The sequence below is a fragment of the Flavobacterium erigeronis genome, assembly GCF_054075165.1.
Genome location: NZ_JBSKGP010000001.1, coordinates 58,103 through 82,346 on the forward strand (window position 1 = coordinate 58,103; position 24,244 = coordinate 82,346).

Sequence of the window (24,244 nt, forward strand, 5' to 3'; positions counted from 1 at the left end):
AAGATATGATTGTGATTACTGATCCCTTTTTTGTTGAAGATGAAATAGACATTCTTCATTCTTTGTTAGAAGAAGGATTGCCATTGCTTCATATTCGCAAACCTTATTTTTCATCTTTAGAAATGACTCAGTTCCTCCATCAGATGAAATTAGAATTTCGGGATAAAATGGTTCTGCATAATCATCATGAATTAGCTGAAGATTTTGGCATTGACAGCTTTCATTTTTCTGAAAAAGAAAGAAATCAATCTAGCAGCTCTCCTGCAAGGTTTTCAAAACCTTGTAGGTATTCAACATCAACGCATTCTATAGAAGATTTTAACTCTCTAGAAAATTTTGATTACGCCTTTTTAAGTCCCGTTTTTAAAAGCATTTCGAAAGAAAATTATTCTCCAGAGCAAGATCTTTTCGAAGAAATAAAATCAAGAACAAATCATGAAGCAAAAATGATTGCTTTAGGCGGAATTGATTCAGAAAACATTCAAGAAGTTTTAGAAAAAGGCTTTGATGATTTCGCTCTTTTAGGAAGTATTTGGAAAAATGAAAATCCATTAAAACAATTTAAATTATGTCAGCAAATCGCCCTTTCGTACTCACAATCGCAGGTTTAGATCCTTCAAGCGGTGCCGGAATTTTGGCTGATATCAAAACATTTGAACAGCATAAAGTCACTGGTTTTGCTATTTCAACTGCGAATACCATTCAGACTGAAAATCAATTTTATGAAATTCAATGGACCGATTTGAGTTTTGTAATCCGTTCGATTGAAACAATGTTTTTGAATTATAAAATCAGTGTTGTCAAAATTGGAATTGTTTCTTCTTTAAATGACTTAAACCAAATTGTTTCGACTGTAAAAAAGCTTTCTCCTTTGACTAAAATTGTCTGGGATCCTGTTCTTAAATCAACAACAAAATTTGAATTTATGACTATTGAAGATCGTTTAGATTTAAAAAAAATACTTTCAAAAATCGATTTGATTACGCCTAATTATCATGAAGCTGAAATATTATTTCCTGATTTTATTTCGAAAGAAAATGAATTCTCATCGAGCATTTTACTGAAAGGCGGACATAACGAAAAAGCTTTGGGAATAGATCGCTTATTTCTAAAAAATGAAGTTTTAGAATTACTTCCATCAGATAAAAAATGCTTTGAAAAACATGGTTCAGGCTGTGTGCTTTCGTCAGCAATTGCTTCGAATTTAGCTTTAGAACAAACCTTAACCGAAGCCTGTAAAAATGCTAAAATCTATATCGAAAATTACCTGACTTCAACATCAACTTTAATCGGATATCATTATGTATAGCAAACTTCAATATATCTCGCAGGGCGAAACTATAGAAAAACAATTGTATAATATTAATCAGGCACTTGATGCAGGCTGCAATTGGGTACAGATGCGATTTAAAAATCAAACAGCAGCAGATGCTTTTACTTTAGCGGAAGCGGTAAAACCTTTATGCGAAAAATATAATGCAAACTTTATTGTAAACGATGATCTTCACCTCGCCAAAGAAATTGATGCCGATGGCGTTCATTTGGGTTTAACGGATACTAAAATTAATGAAGCGAGAGCTTTTTTAGGAACTTCAAAAGTAATTGGAGGAACCGCAAACACCTTTGAAGATATTCAAAATCACGTTAAAGATGGCTGTGATTATATTGGTTTAGGACCTTTCCGTTTTACAGCTACGAAAGAAAAATTAAGTCCGATTCTGGGATTGTCGGGCTACTTTGACATTCTGCAAAAATTAAAAAAAAATAAAATCGAAATTCCTGTTTATGCCATTGGAGGCATCACATTACGTGATGTTAGTCCGTTAATGGAAACTGGGATTCACGGAATTGCCATTTCTGGAATCATTACGGAAAGTGATGAAAAAGAAAAATTAATTCAACAATTAAACGAAAAATTATATGCAAAAATCATTGTTTAATATAGGAGATAAAACCTTTAAGTCCCGTTTATTTCTCGGAACGGGAAAATTTGGTTCGAATGAAGAAATGGAAAATGCCATTTTAGCTTCAGAAAGCGAATTGGTTACCGTTGCTCTCAAACGCATTGATCTTGAAACGGATACTGATGCTATTTTATCGCATTTAAAACATCCAAATATCAATTTATTACCCAATACTTCAGGTGCAAGAAATGCTAAAGAAGCTGTTTTTGCTGCACAATTGGCACGTGAAGCTTTAGAAACGAATTGGGTAAAACTGGAAATTCATCCTGATCCAAAATATCTAATGCCCGATCCGATTGAAACGTTAAAAGCTACTGAAGAACTGGCTAAATTGGGTTTTATTGTTCTGCCGTATATTCACGCCGATCCTGTGTTATGCAAACATTTAGAAAGTGCTGGAACTGCTGCCGTAATGCCTTTAGGTTCGCCTATTGGCAGTAATAAAGGCTTAAAAACGATTGATTTCTTAGAAATTATAATCGAACAAAGCACTGTTCCTGTTATTGTCGATGCTGGAATTGGCGCACCTTCTGATGCCGCAAAAGCCATGGAAATTGGCGCCGACGCTGTTTTGGTGAATACTGCCATTGCGGTAGCAGGAAATCCAAAATTGATGGCGGAAGCTTTTAAGGAAGCTGTGATTGCGGGAAGAAAGGCGTTTGAAGCGAAAGTTGCCAATCAGCAGAATTATGCTTCGGCTTCTAGCCCATTGACTTCTTTTCTTTACGATTAGTTTTTTTGTTTCACGCAGATTTTACAGATTAAAGCAGATTTGATTTGATTTTTTTTTAATTTCTGCAGATACTCAAAAATGATTGTGAAACGAAATTTAACAATAAAGAAAGAAAATTCTTTAATTTTGTTTCGATTAAAAATTAGGAATTATGACCGAGAATGAATTATCGTATTTGATAAGGGGAGCCATTTTTAAAGTTTATAATAATCTAGGACCTGGATTATTTGAATCTGTGTATGAAAGCGCTTTGTTTTATGAATTAGAAAAATTAAATCTAAAAATTCAAAAGCAAGTTGAAGTAACACTTCCATATGAAGGGATAACATTAGACCCTGCTTTTAGAATTGACATTTTAGTAGAAGATAAAGTGATAATAGAATTAAAATCTATAGAAGATCTGGCTCCGATTCATTATAAACAAGTTGCAACATATTTAAGACTAACAAAGAAAAAATTAGGTTTGCTCGTAAATTTCAATACAACAAACATCCTTGATGATATAAAAAGAATAGCAAATAAAATCTAGTTAGATCAAAAAAAATAAAAATCTAAATAATCCGCTTAAATCTGCAAAATCTGCGTGAAACCAAAAAATGAAAACATTCAAATCTATTTTTGAGCAATATAACTGGGATGAAATCCAATCCAGAATATACAAAACAACTTCAAAAGAGGTCGAGCAGTCTTTGGCTAAAACGAAACGAAATCTCGATGATTTTTTGATTTTGATTTCTCCAAATGCTCAAAACTATCTGGAACAAATGGCACAGAAATGCCATGAAATCACCAAGAAGCGTTTTGGGAAAACGATTCAAATGTATGCGCCTCTTTATTTAAGCAACGAATGCCAAAATATCTGCACCTATTGCGGATTTAGTTTAGACAATAAAATCAAAAGAAAAACACTTTCTGATACCGAAATAAAACTTGAAGTTGAGGCACTAAAAAAAACAGGTTTCAACCATGTTTTACTTGTTACAGGCGAAGCAAATTATACCGTAAATATTAATTATTTCCTGAATGCGATTAATTTAATTAAAGAAGATTTTTCGATTATTTCGGTTGAAGTTCAGCCACTTTCTACAGAAGATTACGAGCGTCTGCACGAAGCTGGAGTTTATTCTGTCTTGGTCTATCAGGAAACCTATCATCAGGAAGTGTATAAAAAGTATCATACAAAAGGCAAAAAATCAAACTTCGTTTATCGGCTTGAAACTCCCGATAGAATTGGAACTGCTGGAATTCATAAAATAGGTTTAGGCGTTTTATTAGGTTTGGAAGACTGGCGAACAGACAGCTTTTTTAACGCGTTGCATCTCGATTATTTACAGAAGAAATATTGGCAGACTAAATATTCGGTTTCATTTCCGCGTCTTCGTCCCGCTGAAGGCATTATCGAACCCAATTTTATTATGGATGATAAAGATTTGACTCAGTTAATCTGCGCTTACAGATTGTTGAATGAAGATTTAGAAATCTCCATTTCAACTCGTGAAAACGAGAAATTCAGAAATAACATAATTCCGATTGGTGTTACGAGTATGAGTGCAGGTTCCAAAACCAATCCTGGCGGTTATGTGGTAGATCCGCAGTCTTTAGAGCAATTCGAAATCAGCGATGAACGTTCTGCTGAAGAAATTTCAAAAATTATAAAAAATAAAGGCTACGAACCGGTTTGGAAAGACTGGAGCAGAAGTTACTTTTAGGAGAAATTCCAATCTTTTAAATCCCAAATTCCAATAGAAAAATTCAAAATTCCAATTGGTACGTGAAACTTTGTCAAAGTTTACTTTGACAAAGTTGCTGTTGGAAGCTAAAATTGCGATTCCAAAAAAATCTAAAATCAACAATCTAAAATCTAAAATTCCCAAAAATGAGCATTATCCAAGAATTTCTTCGTTACAATAGACAAACCATTCTTCCTGAAATTGGTGATGAAGGTCAGGAAAAGTTTAAAAAAGCTAGAGTTTTAGTGATTGGTGCCGGTGGTTTAGGCTGTCCAATTTTACAATATATTGCGACTGCGGGAGTTGGTTTTATCGGAATTATGGATTTTGATACGATTGAAGTTCATAATCTTCACAGACAGATTTTATATACTGAGAATGAAATTGGACAACATAAAGCCATTATGGCGCAAAAAGTCGTTTCAAAACTAAATCCGCTTATTGAAGCTGTTTCAATTAATGAAAAACTAACAGCTGAAAATGCCTCAAAAATTATGGAACAATATGATATTATTGTGGATGGTTCTGATAATTTTTCGACTCGCTATTTGGTTAACGATACTTGTGTTGAGCTTGATAAACCTTTGGTTTACGGAAGTATTTTAAAATTTGAAGGACAAATTGCTGTTTTTAATCATAACGGAAGTAAAAATCTCCGTGATTTATTTCCAGAAATGCCGGATCCAAAAGATGTTCCAAATTGCAATTTAAATGGAGTTTTAGGAACGTTGCCTGGAATTATAGGAAATATGATGGCGCATGAAACTTTAAAATTGATTTTAGAATTACCAACTTTAAACAATGAATTAATCCTTTTTAATACTTTAAATTGGAATTTTACAAAATTGAATTTCTAGAAAATAACCTCATCGCCAACACTGATAATTCCCGAATTCAGACTTACAAGATTAGTTCCGAATAAAACTGAATTATCTACATTTCTGTATTTACTTAAGGTTTTTAAAGGCTCTTTTTTTACAATTCCTTTCTGCGGATCATTATTGACCATAATGCATCTCCCGCAAGGTTTTATATTTTTAAATTGAACTCCGCCAATTGCAAAAGTTTTAAAATTATCTTCTTCGTGAGCTTTTTTTGTACTTACCACAATATTCGGACGGAATCTTTTTATGGTAATTTTTTCTTCCAGTTTAGAATTCAAGAAATCTAGACTTTCTGTTCCGATTAACAAATAGGGATAGCCGTCTGCCAAACTCACATTGTACGTTTCCTGCGTTCTTGAACTTTCGTGTTTACGGGCACCTATTTTATTGATTTTAACCAATCTGCATTCAAAGCCGAGTTTATCGCTAAACCATTTTGAACTGTTTTTATTTACTTCGAAAACTTCACTTTTATCCTCCCAAACCTTTGATTGTATTGAAGTTTCTAAAGATTCATTTATTAAAAATTCATGAGTTTCTCCTTCAAAAGTAATTTGAATTTTATCTCCTGCAATCTGAGGATAAAACTGACTCATTATAGGATATTCCCTTTGGGTAACGTGAACGTTTTCTGAATTAATCAGCATCCATCTTCTATCATTTTCAAAGCCCATTTCTTCTGCATTGGCACTTTCTAAACTTATGCCTGCTAAACTTTTTATCGGATAGATATAAATTTCTTTTACGCTGTAAACTGCACTCATTTCTATTTACTTTTTAAAATGGACATAAACTCTTCACGATCAATTTCTCGACATCCTAAACTCTCCAAATGAGAATTATAAACCTGACAATCCAATAATTTGTATTTTTCTTTCTTCAAATATAAGGCTAAAGCAATAAAAGCTGTTTTTGAAGCATTGGACACTTTAGAAAACATACTTTCTCCGCAAAAGACGTTTCCTTTACCCAAATCAATTCCGTACAAACCGCCCACTAAAACATCATCCTGCCAAACCTCAACAGATTTTGCTATTCCTTCTTCATTTAATTTGCAGTAGGCGTCTATCATTTCATCAGAAATCCAAGTTCCGTTCTGGCCTTCACGCTTTATTTGCTGACAGTTGGAAATTACTTCTCTGAAATTTTTATTATACGTAACCTTAAATATTTTCTTATTGAGGATTTTTTTCATGCTTTTGGATATCACCAATTCATCAAAAAACAATACCATCCTTGGGTCTGGAGCCCACCAAAGAATTGGTTCCCCTTCATTAAACCAAGGAAAAATGCCACTTTTGTATGCCAATTGTAAGCGCTCTGAACTTAGATCGCCTCCAATGGCCAAAACCCCTTCTTCATCAGCTTCTGTTACTGGCGGAAAAAATAAATCGTTGAATAAGTAATACATCTTTAAAAAATTCCAAATAAAAAAAATCCAAATTCCAATCTTTCTTAAGAAGCTTTGTCAAAGTTCAAAACTTTGACAAAGCTATATTGAATATAAAAATTCCAAACTCCAAACACAGTAAAGCTTTGGAATTTGGAATTTATAATTTGAGATTTAAACTTTCTTAGAACGGTAAATCGTCTGGTTCGTCTTCGTTTAAGTTTGTTGCTGGAGCAAAAGTTTCTGCTGCTGGCATTGGTGGTGCTTGTGTAGCTCCTTCTGCAGCTAATCTTTCGATTCTCCAACCTTGAATACTATTGAAATATCTAGTTTCTCCTTGTGGATTAACCCATTCTCTTCCTCTTAAATTGATAGAAACTTTTACTGCATCTCCTTGTTTATAGCTACTCAATAAATCACATTTATCTTGTGTAAATTCGATTAAAATATGTTGTGGATACTGCTCCTCAGTAGTAACAACTAACTCTCTTTTTTTGAATGAGGCACTAACTTGCTGCTCTGGGTTTACCACTTTTACTTTTCCTGTAACTTCCATCTTCGTCTATTTAATTATTGTTTCTATTTCTTTTTTATTTTTTAGCTAAAAGCACTTTCCAAGCCGATTCTACATCGCCATTATCCAGATATTTTTTGGCTTCTAAATGCACTTTTTTCTGATCATCGGAGCTTAAAACTCCTTTGACTGCGAAATTTTCTTTCACAAATATACTAACTTCTTCTTTTGTAGGCAAGGCTTCTATATTTCCTAACTTACCTAAATCATTTCCGTCAAAAACAGCGCTTTCTTTTACAAAATCAGGAATTGCATCTACGCCTACTCCCAATGTTGTCAAGGGTTTTGCTACTTCAAAAAGCCCTTGGTTTGATCTTGAATACCAGTTATTTCCCAATCTCGAAACCAAATCAATTTTATGCTGGTCGATTGCTCCGTTTTCGTCCAAAATAGATTCAGCAATATGAATTTTTACTACTTCGCATAAAATTAAATTTCCAGCTCCGCCTTCAGTTCCTAACGGAATAATCTGCGTAATCTTGCATTCAAACTGAACTGGAGATTCTTTTACGCGAAATGGTTTTACTAAATCTGAAGGAATTTGCGTTAATCCCGCTTTAATGAATTCGTTGACACCATCTCCATATTCTGTACTTGCCAGTGAAGTCTGCTGTACGATATCGTAATTTACGACATTTATTACTACTTCGCGAGTGGCTTCGGCATTAATTAAAGTATGTTTTATTGTATTGTCTCGAACACGGCGTGATGGCGAAAAAACCAAAATCGGCGGATTGGCACTAAACACATTAAAGAAACTAAACGGAGATAAATTAGGAATCCCGGTCTCGCTAATGGTACTCGCAAACGCAATTGGCCTTGGACCGATTGAACTCTGTAGATAGCCTTGCAATTTGGCCGTTGGAATCTCTTTTGGATTAATGCTGATCATACTTTAAAATTTAGACAGAATCTCATTTTAGTACCTGCAAAAGTATTGAAATGGTTTAATTAGAAGAAATAGTTTTGCAGATAAAACGAAAAATCTTTTCAGCATCGGCAAAATATAAAATGTGTATATTTCGTTATATTTATACCACAAAATAACTGATATGTCTTTTTCTGAAAGAACAAATACAACCCGCTGGATTATTATTTCAATTTGCTTTTTAATCATTTCTCTAATTCTTTGGAACACTTATACTTTCTTCCAAATTTTTAAAAATGAGGAACGCTTAAAAATGAATCTTTTTGTAAATGCTCAAATTACTCTAGTTAATGCCGATGAATACACCGATTTAGATTTGCCTCTCCAAATTATCAATAACAACACTTCTATTCCTGGTGTGATCATGCTTTACGACAAAGTTGTGAGTGCTAAAAATGTTTCTGATGATGTTTTGAATGACAAGAAAAAAAGGAAAGCGCTTTTAAATAGGTTGAAAAATGAAAACGAGCCGATTACTTTTGAATATGCTCCAGGAAAATATCAAACGCTATATTATGGGAATTCTGAGCTATTGAACAAACTCAAATATTATCCAATTGCACTGGTTCTCATTATTTTTCTTTGTATTGCTTTGATTTATAATTTCTACAAAAGCACCAAAATGGCAACTCAAAACAAACTTTGGGCGGGAATGGCAAAAGAAACCGCACATCAAATTGGAACACCGCTTTCTTCTTTAATTGGTTGGGTCGAAATATTAAAAACCGAAAATATTGATCAATCCATTAGTACTGAAATTGAAAAAGATATTGATCGATTGCAAACCATTACAGATCGTTTTTCTAAAATTGGTTCGATTCCGGTTTTAGAACTTCATGATATTGTCGAAGAAACAAAAAATGCTTACGAATATTTGCAATCGCGCTTTTCTAAGCAAGTTGCTTTTTCGTTTAAAGCTCCAGATTCTCCGATTTTGGGAATGATAAATCCAACGTTGCACAGCTGGACTATAGAAAATTTGGTTAAAAATGCGATTGATGCCATGAAAGGAAAAGGAACTTTGGATCTTCAGATTGAACAAGATCTGCATCATGTAAAAATTAATGTAAAGGATTCTGGAACAGGTATTTCTAAAAAACAATTTAAAACCATTTTTGAACCTGGATTTACGACTAAAAAACGCGGCTGGGGACTTGGTCTTTCTTTAACTAAAAGAATTGTCGAGGAATACCACAACGGAAAAATTAAAGTGCTTCATTCTGAAATTGGAAAAGGAACTACATTTCAGATTTCACTAAATAAAAAAGTGCAGTAAATAGTTTTACTGCACTTTTGATTTTGTCAGGCTGAGCAAAGTCGAAGCCTTTATTTTATTTAAATCTTATAAATTCGATTGAATATCTTTTGCTAAGGCTTCAAATTCTTCTTTAGAAAGCGAAACTTTATTGATGAAACGCATTTCGTCCATTTCGTTTAACGGAATCAAATGTACGTGCGCATGCGGAACTTCAAGTCCAACAACCGCAATTCCGACTCTTTTGCATGGAACTGTTTTTTCTAAGGCTGCTGCAACTTTTTTAGAAAACTTCATTAAGCCTAAATACAGTTCTTCGTCCATATCAAAAATCTTATCGATTTCTTGTTTTGGAATACAAAGAGTGTGTCCTTTAGCATTTGGATTTACATCTAAAAAAGCAAAATAATTATCGTCTTCAGCAATTTTGTAACATGGAATTTCTCCGTTTACTATTTTGGTGAATATTGAACTCATAGTTTATTTGTTTAAAATATAATAGTGAGATTGCTTCGTTCCTCGTAATGACTTTAGTCTCTTGAGATTTCAAGAATTTCAAATTTCAAAACTCCGTTCGGAACTGTAATTTCAGCTACTTCTCCAACAGATTTTCCTAGCAAACCTTTTCCAATTGGAGAGGTTACAGAAATTTTTCCTGTTTTAAGATCCGCTTCGCTTTCTGCAACAAGCGTATATTTCATCTCCATCCCGTTGCTTTGGTTTTTGATTTTCACATTCGATAAAACCAAAACTTTAGAAACGTCTAATTGAGATTCGTCAATTAATCTTGCATTTGCATATACTTCTTCTAGTTTAGAAATTCTCATTTCTAATAAACCCTGTGCTTCTTTTGCTGCATCATATTCTGCATTTTCAGACAAATCTCCTTTATCTCTTGCATCTGCAATATCTTGAGATGCTTTTGGACGCATTACACTTTTTAAGTGCTCCAATTCATCTTTTAATTTTTTTAATCCTTCTGCTGTATAATAAGATACTTTACTCATAACTTCATCGTTTATATAAATACAAAAAATCCCATCGCGACGGGATTTTCTTACCACAAATATACTATAATTTTTAATAGTACATAATTATATGTTAATCATATAGATTTCAAATCTAAATAAATTATTTTTGTTTTAACTAATTCTTATTCAAATAATGAAAAAAATCTGGTTCTTTATCGCATTTACTGCTGTTTTATTTTCTTGCAGTGACAACAACAGAAGCAACAACAATCCTAATATTCCTAATTATTCTATAAACGCTTATCTCGATACCAATTTGCCAACGTACAACAAACTGTTATATCCGAGCAACCCCGTTTATGTGGCAAATTATGGCGCGAAAGGAATTATTGTGATGAAAACTGGTGAAGGAACTTACACTGCTTTTGATGCTGCGTGTCCAAACCAACCTTTGACTTCTTGCACCGCAATGACAATCGACGGAATTTACGCTGTATGCTCTTGCGATAAAACTCAATATAACTTATTTACAGGATTGGGCGGAAAAGAATATCCGATGAAACAATATCGTGTAGAATCGTCTGGAACTGTAGTTCACGTATACAATTAAAAACAAAAAAGCCTGAAAATAATTTTTCAGGCTTTTTTTGTGTCTTAACTTATTAGAATTTCAAATTCAGACCAATTAAGAAGTTTGTTCCCGCTTGCGGATAGTAGTAGGGATAAACATCCCACATTGCGCCATTTGAAACATATTTTTTATCGAAAATATTATTTACTAAAGCTGTAATCGTAATCGATTTGAAAATCTTGTTTGGTTTTATTTCGTAAGAAGCATTAAAATCGTTTACAAAATAATCTGCCAGTTTTGCTGCCGGCAATTCGATATTATTCATGTATTGCTCTCCAACATATTTTTGCAATAACGAAAGATACAATCCTGAAATAGGTTTATAGACTATAATGTTTCCTGCAATAACTTCTGGAGAATAGGCGATTTTTGTTGTTCCGTAATATTCGCCATCAACAGCCAAATCAACATTTTTGTTGCTGCTTAAAGTAAAGTTTGGTCTTAAAGTAAATTTATCAGAAAGTGCAATTGTTGCATCAAATTCGAAACCTAAACGATAGCTTTTTTCGGTATTAGCACGAATTGGCGCACCAACATCGTCTAATCTTCCCGTTAAAATCAACTGATCTTTGTATCCCATATAATATAGGTTTGAGTTCAATTGAAATTTCTCTGTATTGAATCTCCACCCTAATTCAAAATCATTTAACTTTTCAGGTTTTACATTTCCGCCTTCATAATCGGTTCTGTTTGGCTCACGATTCGCTCTTGCATAAGAAAAATACAAAGTGCTGTTCTGAGTAAAAGCATAATTTAAACCTGCTTTTGGGTTGAAGAAATTAAAATCATCATCAACCAAACCGGTTTCTATGCTATTGGCTTTGTAAGTAACTCTTCTATATTGCAAATCCCCATAAAAACTCAACTTTTCTGTAAACTGATAATTCGCTTTCGCGAAAATATTGCCATCTGTTTTTGCAGAGTAATCATCATAATAATGATCGTCTTTTTCAGATTGAGAAGCATATCTAGCCCAGATTACTTTTCCGAAATGATCTCCTTCATATTTGTTCCAGCCACCGCCTAAAATAACGTCTAATTTCTCTGTTTTATATTTGGCAGAAAAAGTAGTTCCGTAAAAATCATTATCCAACCATTTTTGGCGAATTAAATCTGTTGTTGTAATAGCCCCAACAGGATTTAGATTATAATCAGCCATATCGGCATCTTCTTTATAATTTTCGAAATAACCTTTTCCTTTTGTATAATGCAATGCAAAGTTTGTACTCCATTTATCAGAAATAGATTCGCTCCAATGCAACTGGTAATGATCTTGATTGTAATTATCGGTTTCATTATCATAAAAACGAACATTTCCAGCTTCATCAGTATACATACCTGCCGAATTAAACGTACGGTTCTTATTGAGGGTTTCTCCATCAATTCCGTTCCAAGATTGATACGTTGTTTGAGCGCCTCCAAAAATCAAGGCTTTAATCAAAGTGGTTTTACCCACATAAGTTCCTTGAAGAAAATACGATTTTAAATCTGAGCTTGCACGGTCTACATAACCATCAGATTTCATAGCAGATAAACGACCCGCAATTTCAAAATGATCATTTAATAATCCAGTGCTGAATTTTACCGTATTTTTTAAACTGTTGAATGATCCAGCTGAACTTGAAATTTCACCTGTTGCTTTGCTAGCATAACTGTCTGTAAGCATGTTTAAACTCGCTCCGAAAGCACCTGCACCATTTGTTGATGTCCCAACTCCGCGCTGTAACTGAAGACTTTCTACAGAAGAAGCAAAATCGGGCATGTTTACCCAAAATGTACCTTGGCTTTCAGCATCGTTGTACGGAATTCCGTTTATGGTTACGTTTACACGTGTTGCATCGCTTCCGCGGACACGAATTCCGGTATATCCAAAACCGTTTCCAGCATCAGAAGTCGTTACAACTGAAGGAAGATAATTCATCAGAATCGGAATGTCCTGACCTAAATTTCTGTATTTAATTTCTTTTTTATTCATATTACTAAAACTCACTGGAGTTTTTGAGGTAACACGAACTGCAGAAACCAGAACATCGTCAAGCTGATTGACTTTTGTAGAATCTTGCTGTTGCGCAAAAGAGAATAGAGTAAAGAAAATAGAGAATAGAGTAAAGAAAATAGATTTGGCTCTAAATTTATGAACCTTAGAACCTTTGCAACTTAGCACCTTAGTACCTTTAAATAAATTTTTCATTCGTAAAAAATTACGAATAAAAGGGGGAATTATTCTTTTGTTAAATTAATAAATGTGTTTCACGACAAAATAAAGTGTGCACGCTCAATAGTGTCGTTTTTTCCCTTAGCAACATTACTCGCTCAGGTTCTTTGGGTATGATCTCAGCTCGTTATTTAGAGCACCCCTTTGAGACAGTGCAAATGTAATGTTAAAAATTCCAAAAATCAAATTCCAAATTCCAAAAACGTTTATAGGCAAAATCTCCAAAAAATAAATTCCAAATTCCAAAAACGAATCTTGAATCAGTTTTGGAATTTGGAATTTAAAAATTGGAATTTCTTCTTTGAATTCAATCAATATTTGGTTTTCTACGAGATTGCTTCAAATCAGAAACGTTCTTTTTGTCCTTAATTCTCTTTTTGATCACCGCTTTCGGAACTTTTGTAGCCTTTCTAACTTTCGGAACATAAAGTCCTTTTTTGATGATTTCGAGAAATCGTTTCGTTACAATTTCTTTGTTTTTAAGCTGGCTTCGGTCTTCGTCACAATTTAAAATCAGAATATTTTCTGAAGTTAATCTTGCTGACATGTTTTCTTGTAAAAGCAATTTTTCTTCATCAGATAAAGCTTGAGAAGCATTTAAATCAAAATTCAAAACTACTTTTGACGAAACTTTATTCACGTTTTGCCCGCCCGATCCACTGCTGCGTACGGCCTTAAAGCTTAATTCTGATATAATTTTTTCTGTATCCATATTATTGTGGCTGATGTGCCGCTTTCAATAAATCGTTTACTGTCTTAACAGGATTAAAAGTAATCAGCGGAACCGCTACAAAAATAGTCAGCCAATTGGCCATTGAACCATTCCATAATCCTGGCAGTTCATAGCTTTTTACTATTTTACCATCTACACTTTTCTCTACAATAAAACCAGCTTTTTCATCTACGAATTGATGAAGATCAAATCTTTCTCCTTTGTAATTTTTAATACCGCAAACCAAATCTACGGGATTAAAATGCGTCGATTCAGCTAAGATTTCCTGTTGTTTTTTATTTGATAAATCAACTTGTGAAGTTTCCACAATTTGAAGCGAAGTCACTCCTTTATCATTCATTACCCAAAACGGTCCGCCGCCTGGTTCTCCCTCATTTTTAACCATTCCGCAAACACGAATTGGTCTGTCTAGAAGTTCTTTAATCTTGTCTATTTTATTCTCAAAAGTAAACTTATTGAAGTCATTACTTATCTCAACATTTAGCTTTTCTTTTAAAAATAAAATAATATCTATTAAATGATTTTCTTTGATTTCATTTTGATCAATAGCATATAAATAAGAAAACACTTTTTGCTGTACTTCTATTAAAACTCCTGCTAATGCTTTTTTGTATAATGTAATTTTATCAATATGATTCTGAATTACATTATCTATATTTTTAATAAAAATCACATCAGCATCCAGATTATTCAGATTTTCAATAAGAGCGCCATGTCCACCTGGTCTGAAAATTAAACTTCCATTTTTATCTTTGACCAATTTGTTTTTATCATCAATAGTAATAGAATCGGTACTTTTATTTTGATAAGAATAGCCAATATTGATTTTTACACCAGATGGGTCTTCAATTTTTCGTATAACCTCGTCGACTCCGCTGTAAAATAAGTTTTGGTGAATTTCTGAAACTGTAAAATGCAAATTAGAAACTTTATCTGAAGTAGCATAATGTATGCATTCGTTTAAATGCTCTTCAATTGGAGTTGCAATATGTGTTTCGTACCAATGAAATGGCAATACTGCTTTTGGTTTATTTGCAAAATCGTAATGATCAGGGGACAACAATAATTTTATAAAATAATAATTCTTATAATCTCTTTCAAGAGTTTCAAAATCAGGATAGATTTCTCTTAATTTTTGATCTACCGACTTAAAGAAAGGAAACTTATCCATTCCGATAATAAAAATAGCTAGCTCCTTATCTTTTTTTCTATTAATATAGGCATTGATCGTTTCTTTCTGAATATCGAAATCATTTAAGAAAGCAGTTAAAAATTTAAACATTCTTGTTGCTGCACCAGAAGCCGGAACAAACTTTTTAATCTTTAATTTTTCTTTCTTATTATCAAAAAAAGAAGCTTTCTCCTGGAAATCAGTTTCTGACAAATTTAAAATCCCATTCCCAATTGTGGCAGGGTTTATTAAATTACTCTTTGCAATTCCGTTATTAAAAAACTCTAACTGTTTTAAAACGGTTTCAAAAGAAATTCCTCTATTATATATCTGCACAAAATCTGTAGATGAGAAATCATGTTCTTTGGCAATCGTCAAATTATCAATAATTTCTGTTGCCTTCGCCAATCGCGTTTCTTTATTTCCAGACAAAATTATAAAAGGTTTTTTAGTATCAATTAAAGTTTGTTTAAAGACAGAAAACACGGTTTCTCTACCTTCAGGAGTATCTCGAATATCGTCTTTTTCCCAAGGAACATCAATATCTGTCAAGAAAAATAAATCATACTCGTGTTTCAACGCTGCTTCATTTAAAAGCGGATCGCAAAAGCCATAGTACATTTCAGAAAACACTTTGGTCACCATTAAATTGGTATCGCAGAATAAATATTTATTTGCGCTAGCTAATTTTTCATTTTCTAATGCAGTCTGCCCGTAAGCAATTGGCATCATATCATCAGCTACACAAATATGCTTATTTTCTTCCCATTTTTCTTGTAAGTAGTCGCGTGCAAACTCAGGAACCCATTCGGTTTCGTAGTACTCTGCAAGCTGTTTTGCTAAGGTTGTTTTCCCTGTACTTTCAGGTCCAAACAAAGCAATTTTTATGATAGTTGTTTTTTGCTGTCTAAGATCTTTCTCCATTCTAAATAAGCTGAAATAGCCAAAATTGTAAAAATTATATACTGAAGTGACAGCATCCCTAAGCCGCGATAAGCATAAAGAGGTACAACAATAATATCACCAATAATCCAAAGTGTCCAGTTTTCTATTTTTTTTCTGGCCATATACCACATCCCAGCAAAAAATATTCCTGACGAAATCATATCAACATAGTTGTCAGGATGAATTTCGTAATCAAAATATTTATAAATGCCGAAAACTACAAAAACCGTCACAATAAACAGTAAGATTCCGATTATTTTTTCATTAAAACTTGTACGGGTAATCGGCAGATTATCTTCAACAGTTCCTCCTTTTGCCCAAACATACCAACCGTAAATACTCATTATTGAAAAATAAGCATTAATAATCATATCACCTATATAGCCAGCCACATAAAGCAGATAAACCGATATAACTGTAGCAATTAACCCTGTTGGATACACCCAAATATTTTCTTTTTTCGCAAACCAAACGCTTAAAATTCCACATACGAAAACCAAAAACTCTAAAGCTATATGCCATAGTGGAGCATTTTTATAACTGTCTAAAAAAAAGTCTATCATGAAAATGTGATATTTGGCGTTTATTGATCAAAAAAATGACTGTTGTTTTCAAAAGCTGTTCCAATAACAACCAAATCTGCCCCAGCATTATACGCTTTTTGAATTCCGTGCAAATCTACGATTCCTCCACCAACAATAACAGGAATTTCTATATTTTGAGAAATCAGCTCGATCATTTCCGTTGGCACTGGCTGTTTGGCACCGCTTCCCGCTTCTAAATAAATCAATTGATTGCCTAACATTTCTCCTGCCTGAGCTGTCGCCAAAACCAGATCAAGATTTTCTCGACTTAAAGGTTTCGTTTTGCTTACACGCGCAACGGCCGTTTCATTGCCACTTTCAATTAAAATATATCCTGTAGAAATTACTTCAAGATTTGTTTTTTTCAGAATCGGCGCTGCTTGAACTTGATATTCTATCAGATAATCAGGATTTCGGCCAGACAATAAAGACAAAAACAAAATACCATCTGCTTTTGGCGAAATCTGCGAAGGATCTCCAGGAAACAATATAACAGGCAAACTGGTTTTCTGCTTTAACTGCGAAATCAATTCTTCCAAAATATTGTTCTGAACAATACTTCCGCCCACAAAAATATGAGTAGCAGGAGACTGATTAATTTTCTCAATTAAATGAGCTACATTTTCCAGTACAATTTTGTCAGGATCCAAAAGCACAGCCAATAGTTTCTGACCATTACTTTTAGCCTCTACAATCTGTTGTCTTATAGTGAGTATTTGTTCTTGCATTGCGGGTGTAAAAGTAAAAGTTTTTTAATGTCGAAGAACTATTTTGAATGAATTATATTTGTCTAACGTTTTTGATAACGTAAATGATACATTATGATTACAGTTCAATTATTAGAGAAATATGGCGTCGTGAAGAAATCTTTTGACAAAAACGATATAATTTTCGAAGAAGGAAATCTGCCATTACACTATTATCAGATCATTTCTGGAGAAGTCAAAATGAGTAATTATAATGATGACGGACGTGAATTTATTCAGGGAATATTCTATAACGGACAATCTTTTGGAGAACCTCCTTTATTTCTAAGCCAAAAATATCCAGCAAATGCGATTGCGGTAGAAGATTCGGAGATTTTTATTCTTCCGAAAGAAAACTTCATGAAGCTTTTGGAAGAAAATCCGAAAGTGAGCATTAAAATAATCGAAAATCTTGCTCAAAGATTGTACTACAAATCGGTAATGGCGGCAGAAATTTCGACACACGAACCCGAGCATCGTGTTTTAAAATTAATCGATCACGGAATTGCTTATTTCAATTTTCAGAAAGATGAAAATGGCTATCTCATTAATTTTACTAGGCAACAAATTGGCGATTTAACCGGTTTGCGTGTTGAAACCGTTATTAGAGCCATTAAAGCTTTAGAAAAAAAAGGCGAATTGAAAATTATTAATCGAAAAGTATACAGATAAAAAAGTTCCCGTTTTATGATTTTAATCATAAAATGAACATCGAATGCGAGCGTATCTTTGTCATATAAAAATCTGAATATCATGACACTATATCAAACAACATTCGACATTTTCAATAGAAATTATATGGGTTCTGCTGCAATGGCAGTTATTGGACAAAGCTGTTTAGGAGGCGCTGCTGCAATGTACGTTTTAGCAAACGGAACTTCTATTACACAAATGATTCAGCTGGCTATTATCGTTTTAGCTTGTATATTTGTAAACACTTCAATTTTGGCACAAATGAAACATAAAGTGGTTTTTAATCTTTTAATTCTAAGTTCAATTTTAAGTGTGGCATTTATTCTTATAAACACATTATTTCTGTGAAAAAACAAATAGAAAATAGAGCTGACGTAAATTTTCTCGTCAACCATTTCTACGATAAAATAAGAGCCGATCAAGAAATCGGCTTTTATTTTAATGAAATGATTTCTGATTGGGAGGCGCATCTCGAAAAACTGACAGATTTTTGGGAAACCAATCTGTTCGGTGTTCGCAAATACAAAGGAAATCCGCATGCCGTTCATAATGAAGTCGATGCGCATTTTGACGAAAAAATCACGGCAAACGAATTCGGGATTTGGCTGAATCACTGGTTTCAAACTATTGACGAATATTTTGAAGGCGAAAATGCCGATACTTTAAAAAGACGTGCTAGAAAAATGAGTACTTTTTTGTATATGAGCATGTTTAAACACAGACAAAAAGAAAGCGAAGTTTAAGTGTCATTGCGAGGAACGAAGCAATCACACTATATTGATTTAGCAAAAGGGATTGCTTCGTTCCTCGCTATGACTAGGCTTTGTGGTTATTTCTCAAAAGCATATACCAAAGTGAAATTCTCGATTTCAAGATAATGAACATCAAAATCTTTAATTAAATCATCAAAATACAGACTCGCTGAAGTCTGTTTTTCGTTTAAAGAAAAATCTTCAACGCGAATATGATCTTTAAAACTGATTCCTTTTTCATTTCTAATTTTAAAAATCGCTTCTTTCGCTCCCCAGATAACAGTTAGTTTTTTAATGTATTCTTCGGTAAAATCTGGTTCTAGATAATTGCATTCGTAATCAGTAAATTTATCTGCAATTCTGATGATTTTTTCACGTTGCAATTCCATATCAATCCCAACGGTTTCTTCGCTTATAATGATAGCTGCATAATTGTACGAATGGGTTATCGAAATATAATTATGGCAATCAAAATAAGGTTTTCCAAACTCATCATAATGTAAATCCTTATCGGTAAAACCCATTTCCTGAATCAGCATACGCACACTTAAAAAAGTACGTTGGTGAAGTTCAGATTTCATTCCGTCCAATCTTCGTTGCGTCTTTTCTTTTAAAGTAACCTGACTGTACAATTCATCAAAAGATTCCGTAATCTTCCAAATTAAAATTTTAGTGTTTTCGTTGAATTGAATGGTTTGAAATAGAGGCATTTTTGAAATTGTTTGTTGTTTTGCTTTTAAACCATATAAGTTATGTAAGGAAATATTACTTTGGGTTTAAAAATATGTGTTAAGTAAATTTAAGCATTCTTAATAAATCTGCATAGTTAAGAATCTTTTTTTAAATGAACTTATATAACTTATATGGTTTAAAACGCACTGTCCAGAATCTTTTTTAAATGAACTTATATCTCTTATATGGTTCAAAACGATTCTCAAACTAACATTCTAGAGATTAAGAAATTAAAGATTTCACAAATCTTACAGAAAATAGTAAAATTCAAAAGCTATTCCTTAAATTTGCAAAAAATTTACAATTATACAAATATAATATAAATGAGTACTACAACTACGCCTTATGTGGCTTTCAAAGTAAAAGATATTTCTCTAGCGGCTTGGGGAAGAAAAGAAATTGAATTGGCTGAGGCTGAAATGCCAGGTTTAATGGCGCTTCGTGCTGAATATAAAGATGAGCAGCCTCTTAAAGGTGCTCGTATCGCTGGATGTCTTCACATGACTATTCAAACTGCTGTTTTAATTGAAACTTTAATCGCTCTTGGCGCTGAGGTTACTTGGTCTTCTTGTAACATTTTCTCTACTCAGGATCAAGCTGCTGCTGCTATTGCTGCTGCTGGAATTTCAGTTTACGCTTGGAAAGGTTTAAACGAAGAAGAATTTGACTGGTGTATTGAGCAAACTTTATTCTTTGGTGAAGACAGAAAACCATTGAACATGATTTTGGATGACGGTGGAGATTTAACTAACATGGTTATCGATCGTTTCCCAGAATTGGTTCCTGGAATTAAAGGTCTTTCTGAAGAAACTACAACTGGTGTTCACAGACTTTACGAAAGAGTAAAAGCGGGAACTCTTCCAATGCCTGCAATCAACATTAACGATTCTGTTACTAAATCTAAATTTGATAACAAATACGGATGTAAAGAATCTGCAGTAGACGCTATTCGTCGTGCAACTGACTTAATGTTGGCTGGAAAAAGAGTTATTGTTTGCGGATACGGTGACGTAGGAAAAGGAACTGCAGCTTCTTTTAGAGGTGCTGGTTCTATCGTAACAGTTACTGAAATCGATCCAATTTGTGCTTTACAAGCTGCAATGGACGGTTACGAAGTTAAAAAATTAGATACTGTAATTGCTAATGCTGATATCATCATTACAACTACAGGAAATAAAGATATCGTTGTGGGAAGTCACTTCGAAAAAATGAAAGACAAAACTGTTGTTTGTAACATCGGACACTTTGATAACGAAATCGACATGGCTTGGTTAAACAAAAACCACGGAGCGTCTAAAATCGAAATCAAACCTCAGGTTGACAAATATACTATCGCTGGAAAAGATATCATTATCTTAGCAGAAGGTCGTTTAGTAAACTTAGGTTGCGCTACAGGTCACCCAAGTTTCGTAATGAGTAACTCATTTACAAACCAGACTTTGGCTCAAATCGAATTATGGAACAACGCTGCAGCTTACAAAAACGAAGTTTATATGTTACCAAAACATTTAGATGAAAAAGTTGCTGCTTTACACTTAGCTAAATTAGGAGTTGAATTGGAAACTTTACGTGAAGATCAAGCTGCTTATATTGGTGTTGAAGTTCAAGGTCCATTTAAACCAGAATACTACAGATATTAATCTATTTTAGATTTAAGATTGTAGATTTCTGATTTTTAGAAATATATCTTAAACCCGACAAGTTTTAAAAAACTTGTCGGGTTTTGTTTTTGTTTTAAGCTCTGTTGCGATCTGAAACCTGACAGGTTTTAAAAACCTGTCAGGTTTACTTCCAAAAAAATAACTCCCTTCAAAATTTCAAAATCAATAATAATTAGGGCGTGACAACATCCGGGCTACTTCGGTGGCTTATTCCTGCCCCTCAAGCAAAAAAAGACCTAACAATTTTATTAAACCAATTGTTTTTTGAGAAAACATTTCTCAAAAAATTGCACGTTTATAAATATCTCCTTACTTTTAATTACCAAAAATAAGTTTCTAATTCTCAACGACATAAACAATATACTTTGAAAAAAATATCTTATTTATTCGTCTTCATCTTTTTACTAAGTCTTCCGCATATCATTTTTTCTCAGGAAAAGAAACCGAAAGTCGTACTCGTATTAAGTGGCGGCGGAGCAAAAGGAATTGCCCATATTCCGCTTTTACAAAAACTGGATTCACTGCATATTGTTCCCGACCTTATTGTTGGAAATAGTATGGGAAGCATTATAGGCGGATTGTACGCAATGGGATATTCTGGAGACAGTATCGAAAAAATTACCAAAAATATTTATTGGGATAAACTTCTAGGCGGAGGTCAATCGTTACGATCTGTAAGTGTAGAAGAAAAAAGAGAATTTCAAAGATATTTAGTCGGAATTGGGGTTAAAGACGGAAAACTGAACAGTATTGGCTCCCTTTTAAATGACCAAAATCTAAGAGAGTATCTTTCTGAATTAACCTTTCCTGTATACAATGTAAAAGATTTTGACAGCCTTCCAATACCTTTTCGAGCGATGGCTACGGACTTGGTTGAAGGAAAAGAGGTTATTTTAAGCAAAGGCAGTTTAGCTTATGCTATGAGAGCAAGTATGTCATTGCCTGCTATTTTCAAGCCAATGCCTTATGGGAAATCAATATTGGTAGATGGAGGAGTTTTAAATAATTTCCCGACTGATGTTGCCAAACAAATGGGTGCCGACATTATCATTGGGAGTGATGTTGGAGGCGGAATGGAACCATTGGACAAACTGAATAACATTATGACGGTGTTAATGCAAACCAGTATGTTTCCGAGTAATATTAAGAATCCTGCAAACCGTGATCTTTGTAATATATTAGTAGATCATTTTCCTAATTTGCGATTCTCAACTGCTGATTTTGCAAAAAGTAATGAAATCTACAAAGACGGTAAAATAGCCACAAATCAAAATCTTCCGGCATTAATTTCTTTATCTGAAAAGCTAAAAGCATTTCCGCAACGAACTCACGCATTGCCTGAGATGCCAAAAGAATTTGTGTTTGACACCATAGTTTATAGAAGAATAAGTCCTGAAAACATGCCTTTGGTTGTAGGGAGAGCAAATCTTAAAACACATGTAAAATATACTACCAAAGATTTAATAGCAGGAATTAACCGAGCTATGGGAACTAATCTATTTGAAGAGATTACGTACAGCTATTTCATAGAAGACAAAGACAAACTCGGCATCAACTTATTTGGGTTTGAGCGTGCCAAAAATCAGCTTAGCACTTCTGTACATTACGACACTTACAGAGGAGTCGGTATCATTTTTAATTACACCGGAAGAAACATTCTGGCAGATGCTTCCCGCCTTCTTATAACTGCCGATATTGCAGAACAGCCAAAAGTGAGAATCAATTATCAGAAAAACTTTGGAGGACGCAGAGAATGGTGGTGGGCAACAGAAGGTTACGGAGCTTTTCTGAGACAAGAAATCTACATCAATGGCAAGGCTTCAGACAATATATTGTACAATGCTCTTGAATTCAATAATGAAGTAAACCGAAATTTAAACTCCCTGAAAAGCTATGTAGGTTTTGGGCTAAACTATAGCTACACTACTCTAAAGCCAAAATATGACCGAGAATATAATCCCAACTCCCTCTCAATAAACAACTACAGTTTTAACAACATCGAATTTAATTTGCACTATTCCTACAATGATATGGATAAGGTTTTCTTTGCTACAGAAGGAACCATTATAAAATCAAATGTAGCGCGATCATTCCTTACCGATATCGAAACCTCATTTTCCGATCCAGATTTAACCAGCATTTCTGGTTCAACAAATGGTTACACTAAGTTTGGTTTTACTTTTGAAAAGAGATTACCTATAAAAAAGAAAATTACAGGAATCGTAGGATTTGATTCTTATTTTATTTTTCAAGATAAACTCAAAGAAGATGATATTCCATTTTCAGGATTTGGCTATGCTGCAAAATATTTCGTAGGTGGCATTATACCAAGTTCTGGCAGTAATCGTTTTTCATTTCCTGGCCTTCACGAAGACGAACTCAATGTCACACAATACATGGGTGTTAAATTGGCATCTCAAATTAATATTACAGGAAAAATTTATCTGACACCTCATTTTAAAGTTGCAACTGTTGGCTTTGACACTTTTAACGAATATCTAGATCACGCCTTTAATCCAAAAGGAAAATGGGATGACAACATGGATACTAGTCTTGTATTATCAGGGGGAGCCGCAATCTCCTACCAATCCATTTTAGGGCCAATCATTTTTGATACCTCATGGATAAATAATATCGAAAAAGTAAGACTGTTTTTTAGCGTCGGATTATCGTTTAATCCATAAAGATCATTTTTAAAAAACCCAAATTTCAAAACCCAAATTCCAAAATCTAAAATCTAAAATCTAAAATCTAAAATCTAAAATAATAAGGGCGTGCCACCATCCCGATAAAAAGGGTAATTCACTTTGCGCACATGCCCCTTTTTATCGGGTTGCTGTCGGGCTATCCGCGCTACTTCGGTAGCCAACTCCTATCCCTCACGCATACGGGACATCAAGAAACGATCAAATTAATCAGATTATTATTATTTTATTAAAATATAAATTTACA

Annotated in this window: 26 protein-coding genes; 14 read left to right on the forward strand and 12 right to left on the reverse strand. The window is 33.7% G+C overall.

Annotated features, from left to right (window positions below; translation table 11 throughout):
- Window positions 1-5: 5 nt before the first annotated feature.
- From ACWA1F_RS00245 to ACWA1F_RS00275, 7 genes are all read left to right on the forward strand, one after another.
- The gene (locus ACWA1F_RS00245; RefSeq protein WP_456890688.1) at window positions 6-611 is read left to right on the forward strand and encodes a thiamine phosphate synthase; all 606 of its coding nucleotides are present in this window, start codon (window positions 6-8) and stop codon (window positions 609-611) included.
- Window positions 569-1,309, forward strand: a complete 741-nt coding sequence (locus tag ACWA1F_RS00250) for a hydroxymethylpyrimidine/phosphomethylpyrimidine kinase (RefSeq protein ID WP_456890690.1) — start codon at window positions 569-571, stop codon at window positions 1,307-1,309. The genes ACWA1F_RS00245 and ACWA1F_RS00250 overlap by 43 nt, the downstream gene beginning before the upstream one ends.
- Window positions 1,302-1,940, forward strand: a complete 639-nt coding sequence (locus ACWA1F_RS00255) for a thiamine phosphate synthase (RefSeq protein ID WP_456890692.1) — start codon at window positions 1,302-1,304, stop codon at window positions 1,938-1,940. Before ACWA1F_RS00250 ends, ACWA1F_RS00255 begins: the two co-directional genes overlap by 8 nt.
- A complete protein-coding gene (locus ACWA1F_RS00260) occupies window positions 1,921-2,697 on the forward strand; it encodes a thiazole synthase (RefSeq protein WP_456890693.1) in 777 nt (258 codons plus the stop codon). Before ACWA1F_RS00255 ends, ACWA1F_RS00260 begins: the two co-directional genes overlap by 20 nt.
- 151 nt (window positions 2,698-2,848) lie before the next feature.
- The gene (locus ACWA1F_RS00265) at window positions 2,849-3,226 is read left to right on the forward strand and encodes a GxxExxY protein (RefSeq protein WP_456890695.1); all 378 of its coding nucleotides are present in this window, start codon (window positions 2,849-2,851) and stop codon (window positions 3,224-3,226) included.
- Window positions 3,227-3,293: 67 nt separating this feature from the next.
- The gene (thiH, locus tag ACWA1F_RS00270; RefSeq protein ID WP_456890696.1) at window positions 3,294-4,406 is read left to right on the forward strand and encodes a 2-iminoacetate synthase ThiH; all 1,113 of its coding nucleotides are present in this window, start codon (window positions 3,294-3,296) and stop codon (window positions 4,404-4,406) included.
- Between the two features lie 167 nt (window positions 4,407-4,573).
- The gene (locus ACWA1F_RS00275) at window positions 4,574-5,284 is read left to right on the forward strand and encodes a HesA/MoeB/ThiF family protein (RefSeq protein WP_456890697.1); all 711 of its coding nucleotides are present in this window, start codon (window positions 4,574-4,576) and stop codon (window positions 5,282-5,284) included.
- On the opposite strand, the gene ACWA1F_RS00280 is transcribed toward ACWA1F_RS00275, so the two are convergent.
- From ACWA1F_RS00280 to ACWA1F_RS00295, 4 genes are all read right to left on the reverse strand, one after another.
- Window positions 5,281-6,075, reverse strand: coding sequence for an MOSC domain-containing protein (locus tag ACWA1F_RS00280; protein ID WP_456890699.1), 795 nt, complete (start codon window positions 6,073-6,075; stop codon window positions 5,281-5,283). The genes ACWA1F_RS00275 and ACWA1F_RS00280 overlap by 4 nt on opposite strands.
- A gap of 2 nt (window positions 6,076-6,077) precedes the next feature.
- Window positions 6,078-6,722 (reverse strand): leucyl/phenylalanyl-tRNA--protein transferase, encoded by a 645-nt coding sequence (gene aat, locus ACWA1F_RS00285; protein WP_456890701.1) that lies wholly within the window; start codon window positions 6,720-6,722, stop codon window positions 6,078-6,080.
- Window positions 6,723-6,885: 163 nt separating this feature from the next.
- On the reverse strand, window positions 6,886-7,257 hold the full coding sequence (locus ACWA1F_RS00290; RefSeq protein ID WP_306155903.1) for a DUF3127 domain-containing protein: 372 nt from the start codon (window positions 7,255-7,257) through the stop codon (window positions 6,886-6,888).
- A gap of 34 nt (window positions 7,258-7,291) precedes the next feature.
- Entirely contained in the window at window positions 7,292-8,167 is an 876-nt protein-coding gene (locus ACWA1F_RS00295; protein ID WP_306155902.1) for a flavin reductase family protein, read from the reverse strand.
- A 160-nt stretch (window positions 8,168-8,327) separates the two neighbouring features.
- On the opposite strand from ACWA1F_RS00295, the gene ACWA1F_RS00300 reads away from it, so the two are divergent.
- A complete protein-coding gene (locus ACWA1F_RS00300; RefSeq protein WP_306155901.1) occupies window positions 8,328-9,479 on the forward strand; it encodes a sensor histidine kinase in 1,152 nt (383 codons plus the stop codon).
- A 66-nt stretch (window positions 9,480-9,545) separates the two neighbouring features.
- Here the strand turns inward: ACWA1F_RS00300 and ACWA1F_RS00305 are convergent, their stop codons facing one another.
- Window positions 9,546-9,935 carry an HIT family protein gene (locus ACWA1F_RS00305; RefSeq protein WP_456890703.1) on the reverse strand — a complete coding sequence of 130 codons (390 nt, stop codon included), beginning with the start codon at window positions 9,933-9,935 and terminating at the stop codon, window positions 9,546-9,548.
- Between the two features lie 53 nt (window positions 9,936-9,988).
- Window positions 9,989-10,465, reverse strand: a complete 477-nt coding sequence (gene greA, locus ACWA1F_RS00310; RefSeq protein ID WP_111288069.1) for a transcription elongation factor GreA — start codon at window positions 10,463-10,465, stop codon at window positions 9,989-9,991.
- A gap of 157 nt (window positions 10,466-10,622) precedes the next feature.
- Between greA and ACWA1F_RS00315 the strand changes: the two genes are divergently transcribed.
- Entirely contained in the window at window positions 10,623-11,039 is a 417-nt protein-coding gene (locus ACWA1F_RS00315) for a Rieske (2Fe-2S) protein (RefSeq protein WP_456890705.1), read from the forward strand.
- Between the two features lie 52 nt (window positions 11,040-11,091).
- On the opposite strand, the gene ACWA1F_RS00320 is transcribed toward ACWA1F_RS00315, so the two are convergent.
- From ACWA1F_RS00320 to ACWA1F_RS00340, 5 genes are all read right to left on the reverse strand, one after another.
- Window positions 11,092-13,251 (reverse strand): TonB-dependent receptor, encoded by a 2,160-nt coding sequence (locus ACWA1F_RS00320; RefSeq protein WP_456890707.1) that lies wholly within the window; start codon window positions 13,249-13,251, stop codon window positions 11,092-11,094.
- 331 nt (window positions 13,252-13,582) lie between these two features.
- On the reverse strand, window positions 13,583-13,987 hold the full coding sequence (gene arfB, locus ACWA1F_RS00325) for an alternative ribosome rescue aminoacyl-tRNA hydrolase ArfB (RefSeq protein ID WP_456890709.1): 405 nt from the start codon (window positions 13,985-13,987) through the stop codon (window positions 13,583-13,585).
- Window position 13,988: 1 nt separating this feature from the next.
- Window positions 13,989-16,103 (reverse strand): DUF4301 family protein, encoded by a 2,115-nt coding sequence (locus ACWA1F_RS00330; RefSeq protein WP_456890711.1) that lies wholly within the window; start codon window positions 16,101-16,103, stop codon window positions 13,989-13,991.
- Complete coding sequence (pnuC, locus tag ACWA1F_RS00335) at window positions 16,064-16,687, reverse strand: nicotinamide riboside transporter PnuC (protein WP_456890712.1); 624 nt, start codon at window positions 16,685-16,687, stop codon at window positions 16,064-16,066. The genes ACWA1F_RS00330 and pnuC overlap by 40 nt, the downstream gene beginning before the upstream one ends.
- Window positions 16,688-16,707: 20 nt before the next feature.
- Window positions 16,708-17,436, reverse strand: coding sequence for a phosphoglycerol geranylgeranyltransferase (locus tag ACWA1F_RS00340; protein ID WP_456890713.1), 729 nt, complete (start codon window positions 17,434-17,436; stop codon window positions 16,708-16,710).
- Window positions 17,437-17,529: 93 nt separating this feature from the next.
- Here ACWA1F_RS00340 and ACWA1F_RS00345 point away from each other — a divergent pair, with 93 nt between their 5' ends.
- The 3 genes from ACWA1F_RS00345 (at window position 17,530) to ACWA1F_RS00355 (ending at window position 18,890) form a co-directional block, all read left to right on the forward strand.
- Window positions 17,530-18,126 carry a Crp/Fnr family transcriptional regulator gene (locus tag ACWA1F_RS00345; protein ID WP_456890715.1) on the forward strand — a complete coding sequence of 199 codons (597 nt, stop codon included), beginning with the start codon at window positions 17,530-17,532 and terminating at the stop codon, window positions 18,124-18,126.
- 81 nt (window positions 18,127-18,207) lie between these two features.
- Window positions 18,208-18,495 carry a hypothetical protein gene (locus ACWA1F_RS00350; protein WP_306155892.1) on the forward strand — a complete coding sequence of 96 codons (288 nt, stop codon included), beginning with the start codon at window positions 18,208-18,210 and terminating at the stop codon, window positions 18,493-18,495.
- Window positions 18,492-18,890 carry a group III truncated hemoglobin gene (locus ACWA1F_RS00355; protein ID WP_306155891.1) on the forward strand — a complete coding sequence of 133 codons (399 nt, stop codon included), beginning with the start codon at window positions 18,492-18,494 and terminating at the stop codon, window positions 18,888-18,890. The genes ACWA1F_RS00350 and ACWA1F_RS00355 overlap by 4 nt, the downstream gene beginning before the upstream one ends.
- Before the next feature lie 86 nt (window positions 18,891-18,976).
- Here the strand turns inward: ACWA1F_RS00355 and ACWA1F_RS00360 are convergent, their stop codons facing one another.
- Complete coding sequence (locus ACWA1F_RS00360) at window positions 18,977-19,609, reverse strand: 4'-phosphopantetheinyl transferase family protein (RefSeq protein ID WP_456890717.1); 633 nt, start codon at window positions 19,607-19,609, stop codon at window positions 18,977-18,979.
- 345 nt (window positions 19,610-19,954) lie between these two features.
- On the opposite strand from ACWA1F_RS00360, the gene ahcY reads away from it, so the two are divergent.
- The gene (gene ahcY, locus ACWA1F_RS00365) at window positions 19,955-21,271 is read left to right on the forward strand and encodes an adenosylhomocysteinase (RefSeq protein WP_306155889.1); all 1,317 of its coding nucleotides are present in this window, start codon (window positions 19,955-19,957) and stop codon (window positions 21,269-21,271) included.
- A gap of 386 nt (window positions 21,272-21,657) precedes the next feature.
- Entirely contained in the window at window positions 21,658-23,976 is a 2,319-nt protein-coding gene (locus ACWA1F_RS00370) for a patatin-like phospholipase family protein (protein WP_456890719.1), read from the forward strand.
- Window positions 23,977-24,244 lie beyond the last annotated feature (268 nt).

Coding starts and splice junctions, on each gene's coding strand:
- ACWA1F_RS00245 (WP_456890688.1), top strand. CDS start 6: ATGATTGTGATTACTGATCCCTTTTTTGTTGAAGATGAAATAGACATT.
- ACWA1F_RS00250 (WP_456890690.1), top strand. CDS start 569: ATGTCAGCAAATCGCCCTTTCGTACTCACAATCGCAGGTTTAGATCCT.
- ACWA1F_RS00255 (WP_456890692.1), top strand. CDS start 1,302: ATGTATAGCAAACTTCAATATATCTCGCAGGGCGAAACTATAGAAAAA.
- ACWA1F_RS00260 (WP_456890693.1), top strand. CDS start 1,921: ATGCAAAAATCATTGTTTAATATAGGAGATAAAACCTTTAAGTCCCGT.
- ACWA1F_RS00265 (WP_456890695.1), top strand. CDS start 2,849: ATGACCGAGAATGAATTATCGTATTTGATAAGGGGAGCCATTTTTAAA.
- thiH (WP_456890696.1), top strand. CDS start 3,294: ATGAAAACATTCAAATCTATTTTTGAGCAATATAACTGGGATGAAATC.
- ACWA1F_RS00275 (WP_456890697.1), top strand. CDS start 4,574: ATGAGCATTATCCAAGAATTTCTTCGTTACAATAGACAAACCATTCTT.
- ACWA1F_RS00280 (WP_456890699.1), bottom strand. CDS start 6,075: ATGAGTGCAGTTTACAGCGTAAAAGAAATTTATATCTATCCGATAAAA.
- aat (WP_456890701.1), bottom strand. CDS start 6,722: ATGTATTACTTATTCAACGATTTATTTTTTCCGCCAGTAACAGAAGCT.
- ACWA1F_RS00290 (WP_306155903.1), bottom strand. CDS start 7,257: ATGGAAGTTACAGGAAAAGTAAAAGTGGTAAACCCAGAGCAGCAAGTT.
- ACWA1F_RS00295 (WP_306155902.1), bottom strand. CDS start 8,167: ATGATCAGCATTAATCCAAAAGAGATTCCAACGGCCAAATTGCAAGGC.
- ACWA1F_RS00300 (WP_306155901.1), top strand. CDS start 8,328: ATGTCTTTTTCTGAAAGAACAAATACAACCCGCTGGATTATTATTTCA.
- ACWA1F_RS00305 (WP_456890703.1), bottom strand. CDS start 9,935: ATGAGTTCAATATTCACCAAAATAGTAAACGGAGAAATTCCATGTTAC.
- greA (WP_111288069.1), bottom strand. CDS start 10,465: ATGAGTAAAGTATCTTATTATACAGCAGAAGGATTAAAAAAATTAAAA.
- ACWA1F_RS00315 (WP_456890705.1), top strand. CDS start 10,623: ATGAAAAAAATCTGGTTCTTTATCGCATTTACTGCTGTTTTATTTTCT.
- ACWA1F_RS00320 (WP_456890707.1), bottom strand. CDS start 13,251: ATGAAAAATTTATTTAAAGGTACTAAGGTGCTAAGTTGCAAAGGTTCT.
- arfB (WP_456890709.1), bottom strand. CDS start 13,987: ATGGATACAGAAAAAATTATATCAGAATTAAGCTTTAAGGCCGTACGC.
- ACWA1F_RS00330 (WP_456890711.1), bottom strand. CDS start 16,103: ATGGAGAAAGATCTTAGACAGCAAAAAACAACTATCATAAAAATTGCT.
- pnuC (WP_456890712.1), bottom strand. CDS start 16,687: ATGATAGACTTTTTTTTAGACAGTTATAAAAATGCTCCACTATGGCAT.
- ACWA1F_RS00340 (WP_456890713.1), bottom strand. CDS start 17,436: ATGCAAGAACAAATACTCACTATAAGACAACAGATTGTAGAGGCTAAA.
- ACWA1F_RS00345 (WP_456890715.1), top strand. CDS start 17,530: ATGATTACAGTTCAATTATTAGAGAAATATGGCGTCGTGAAGAAATCT.
- ACWA1F_RS00350 (WP_306155892.1), top strand. CDS start 18,208: ATGACACTATATCAAACAACATTCGACATTTTCAATAGAAATTATATG.
- ACWA1F_RS00360 (WP_456890717.1), bottom strand. CDS start 19,609: ATGCCTCTATTTCAAACCATTCAATTCAACGAAAACACTAAAATTTTA.
- ahcY (WP_306155889.1), top strand. CDS start 19,955: ATGAGTACTACAACTACGCCTTATGTGGCTTTCAAAGTAAAAGATATT.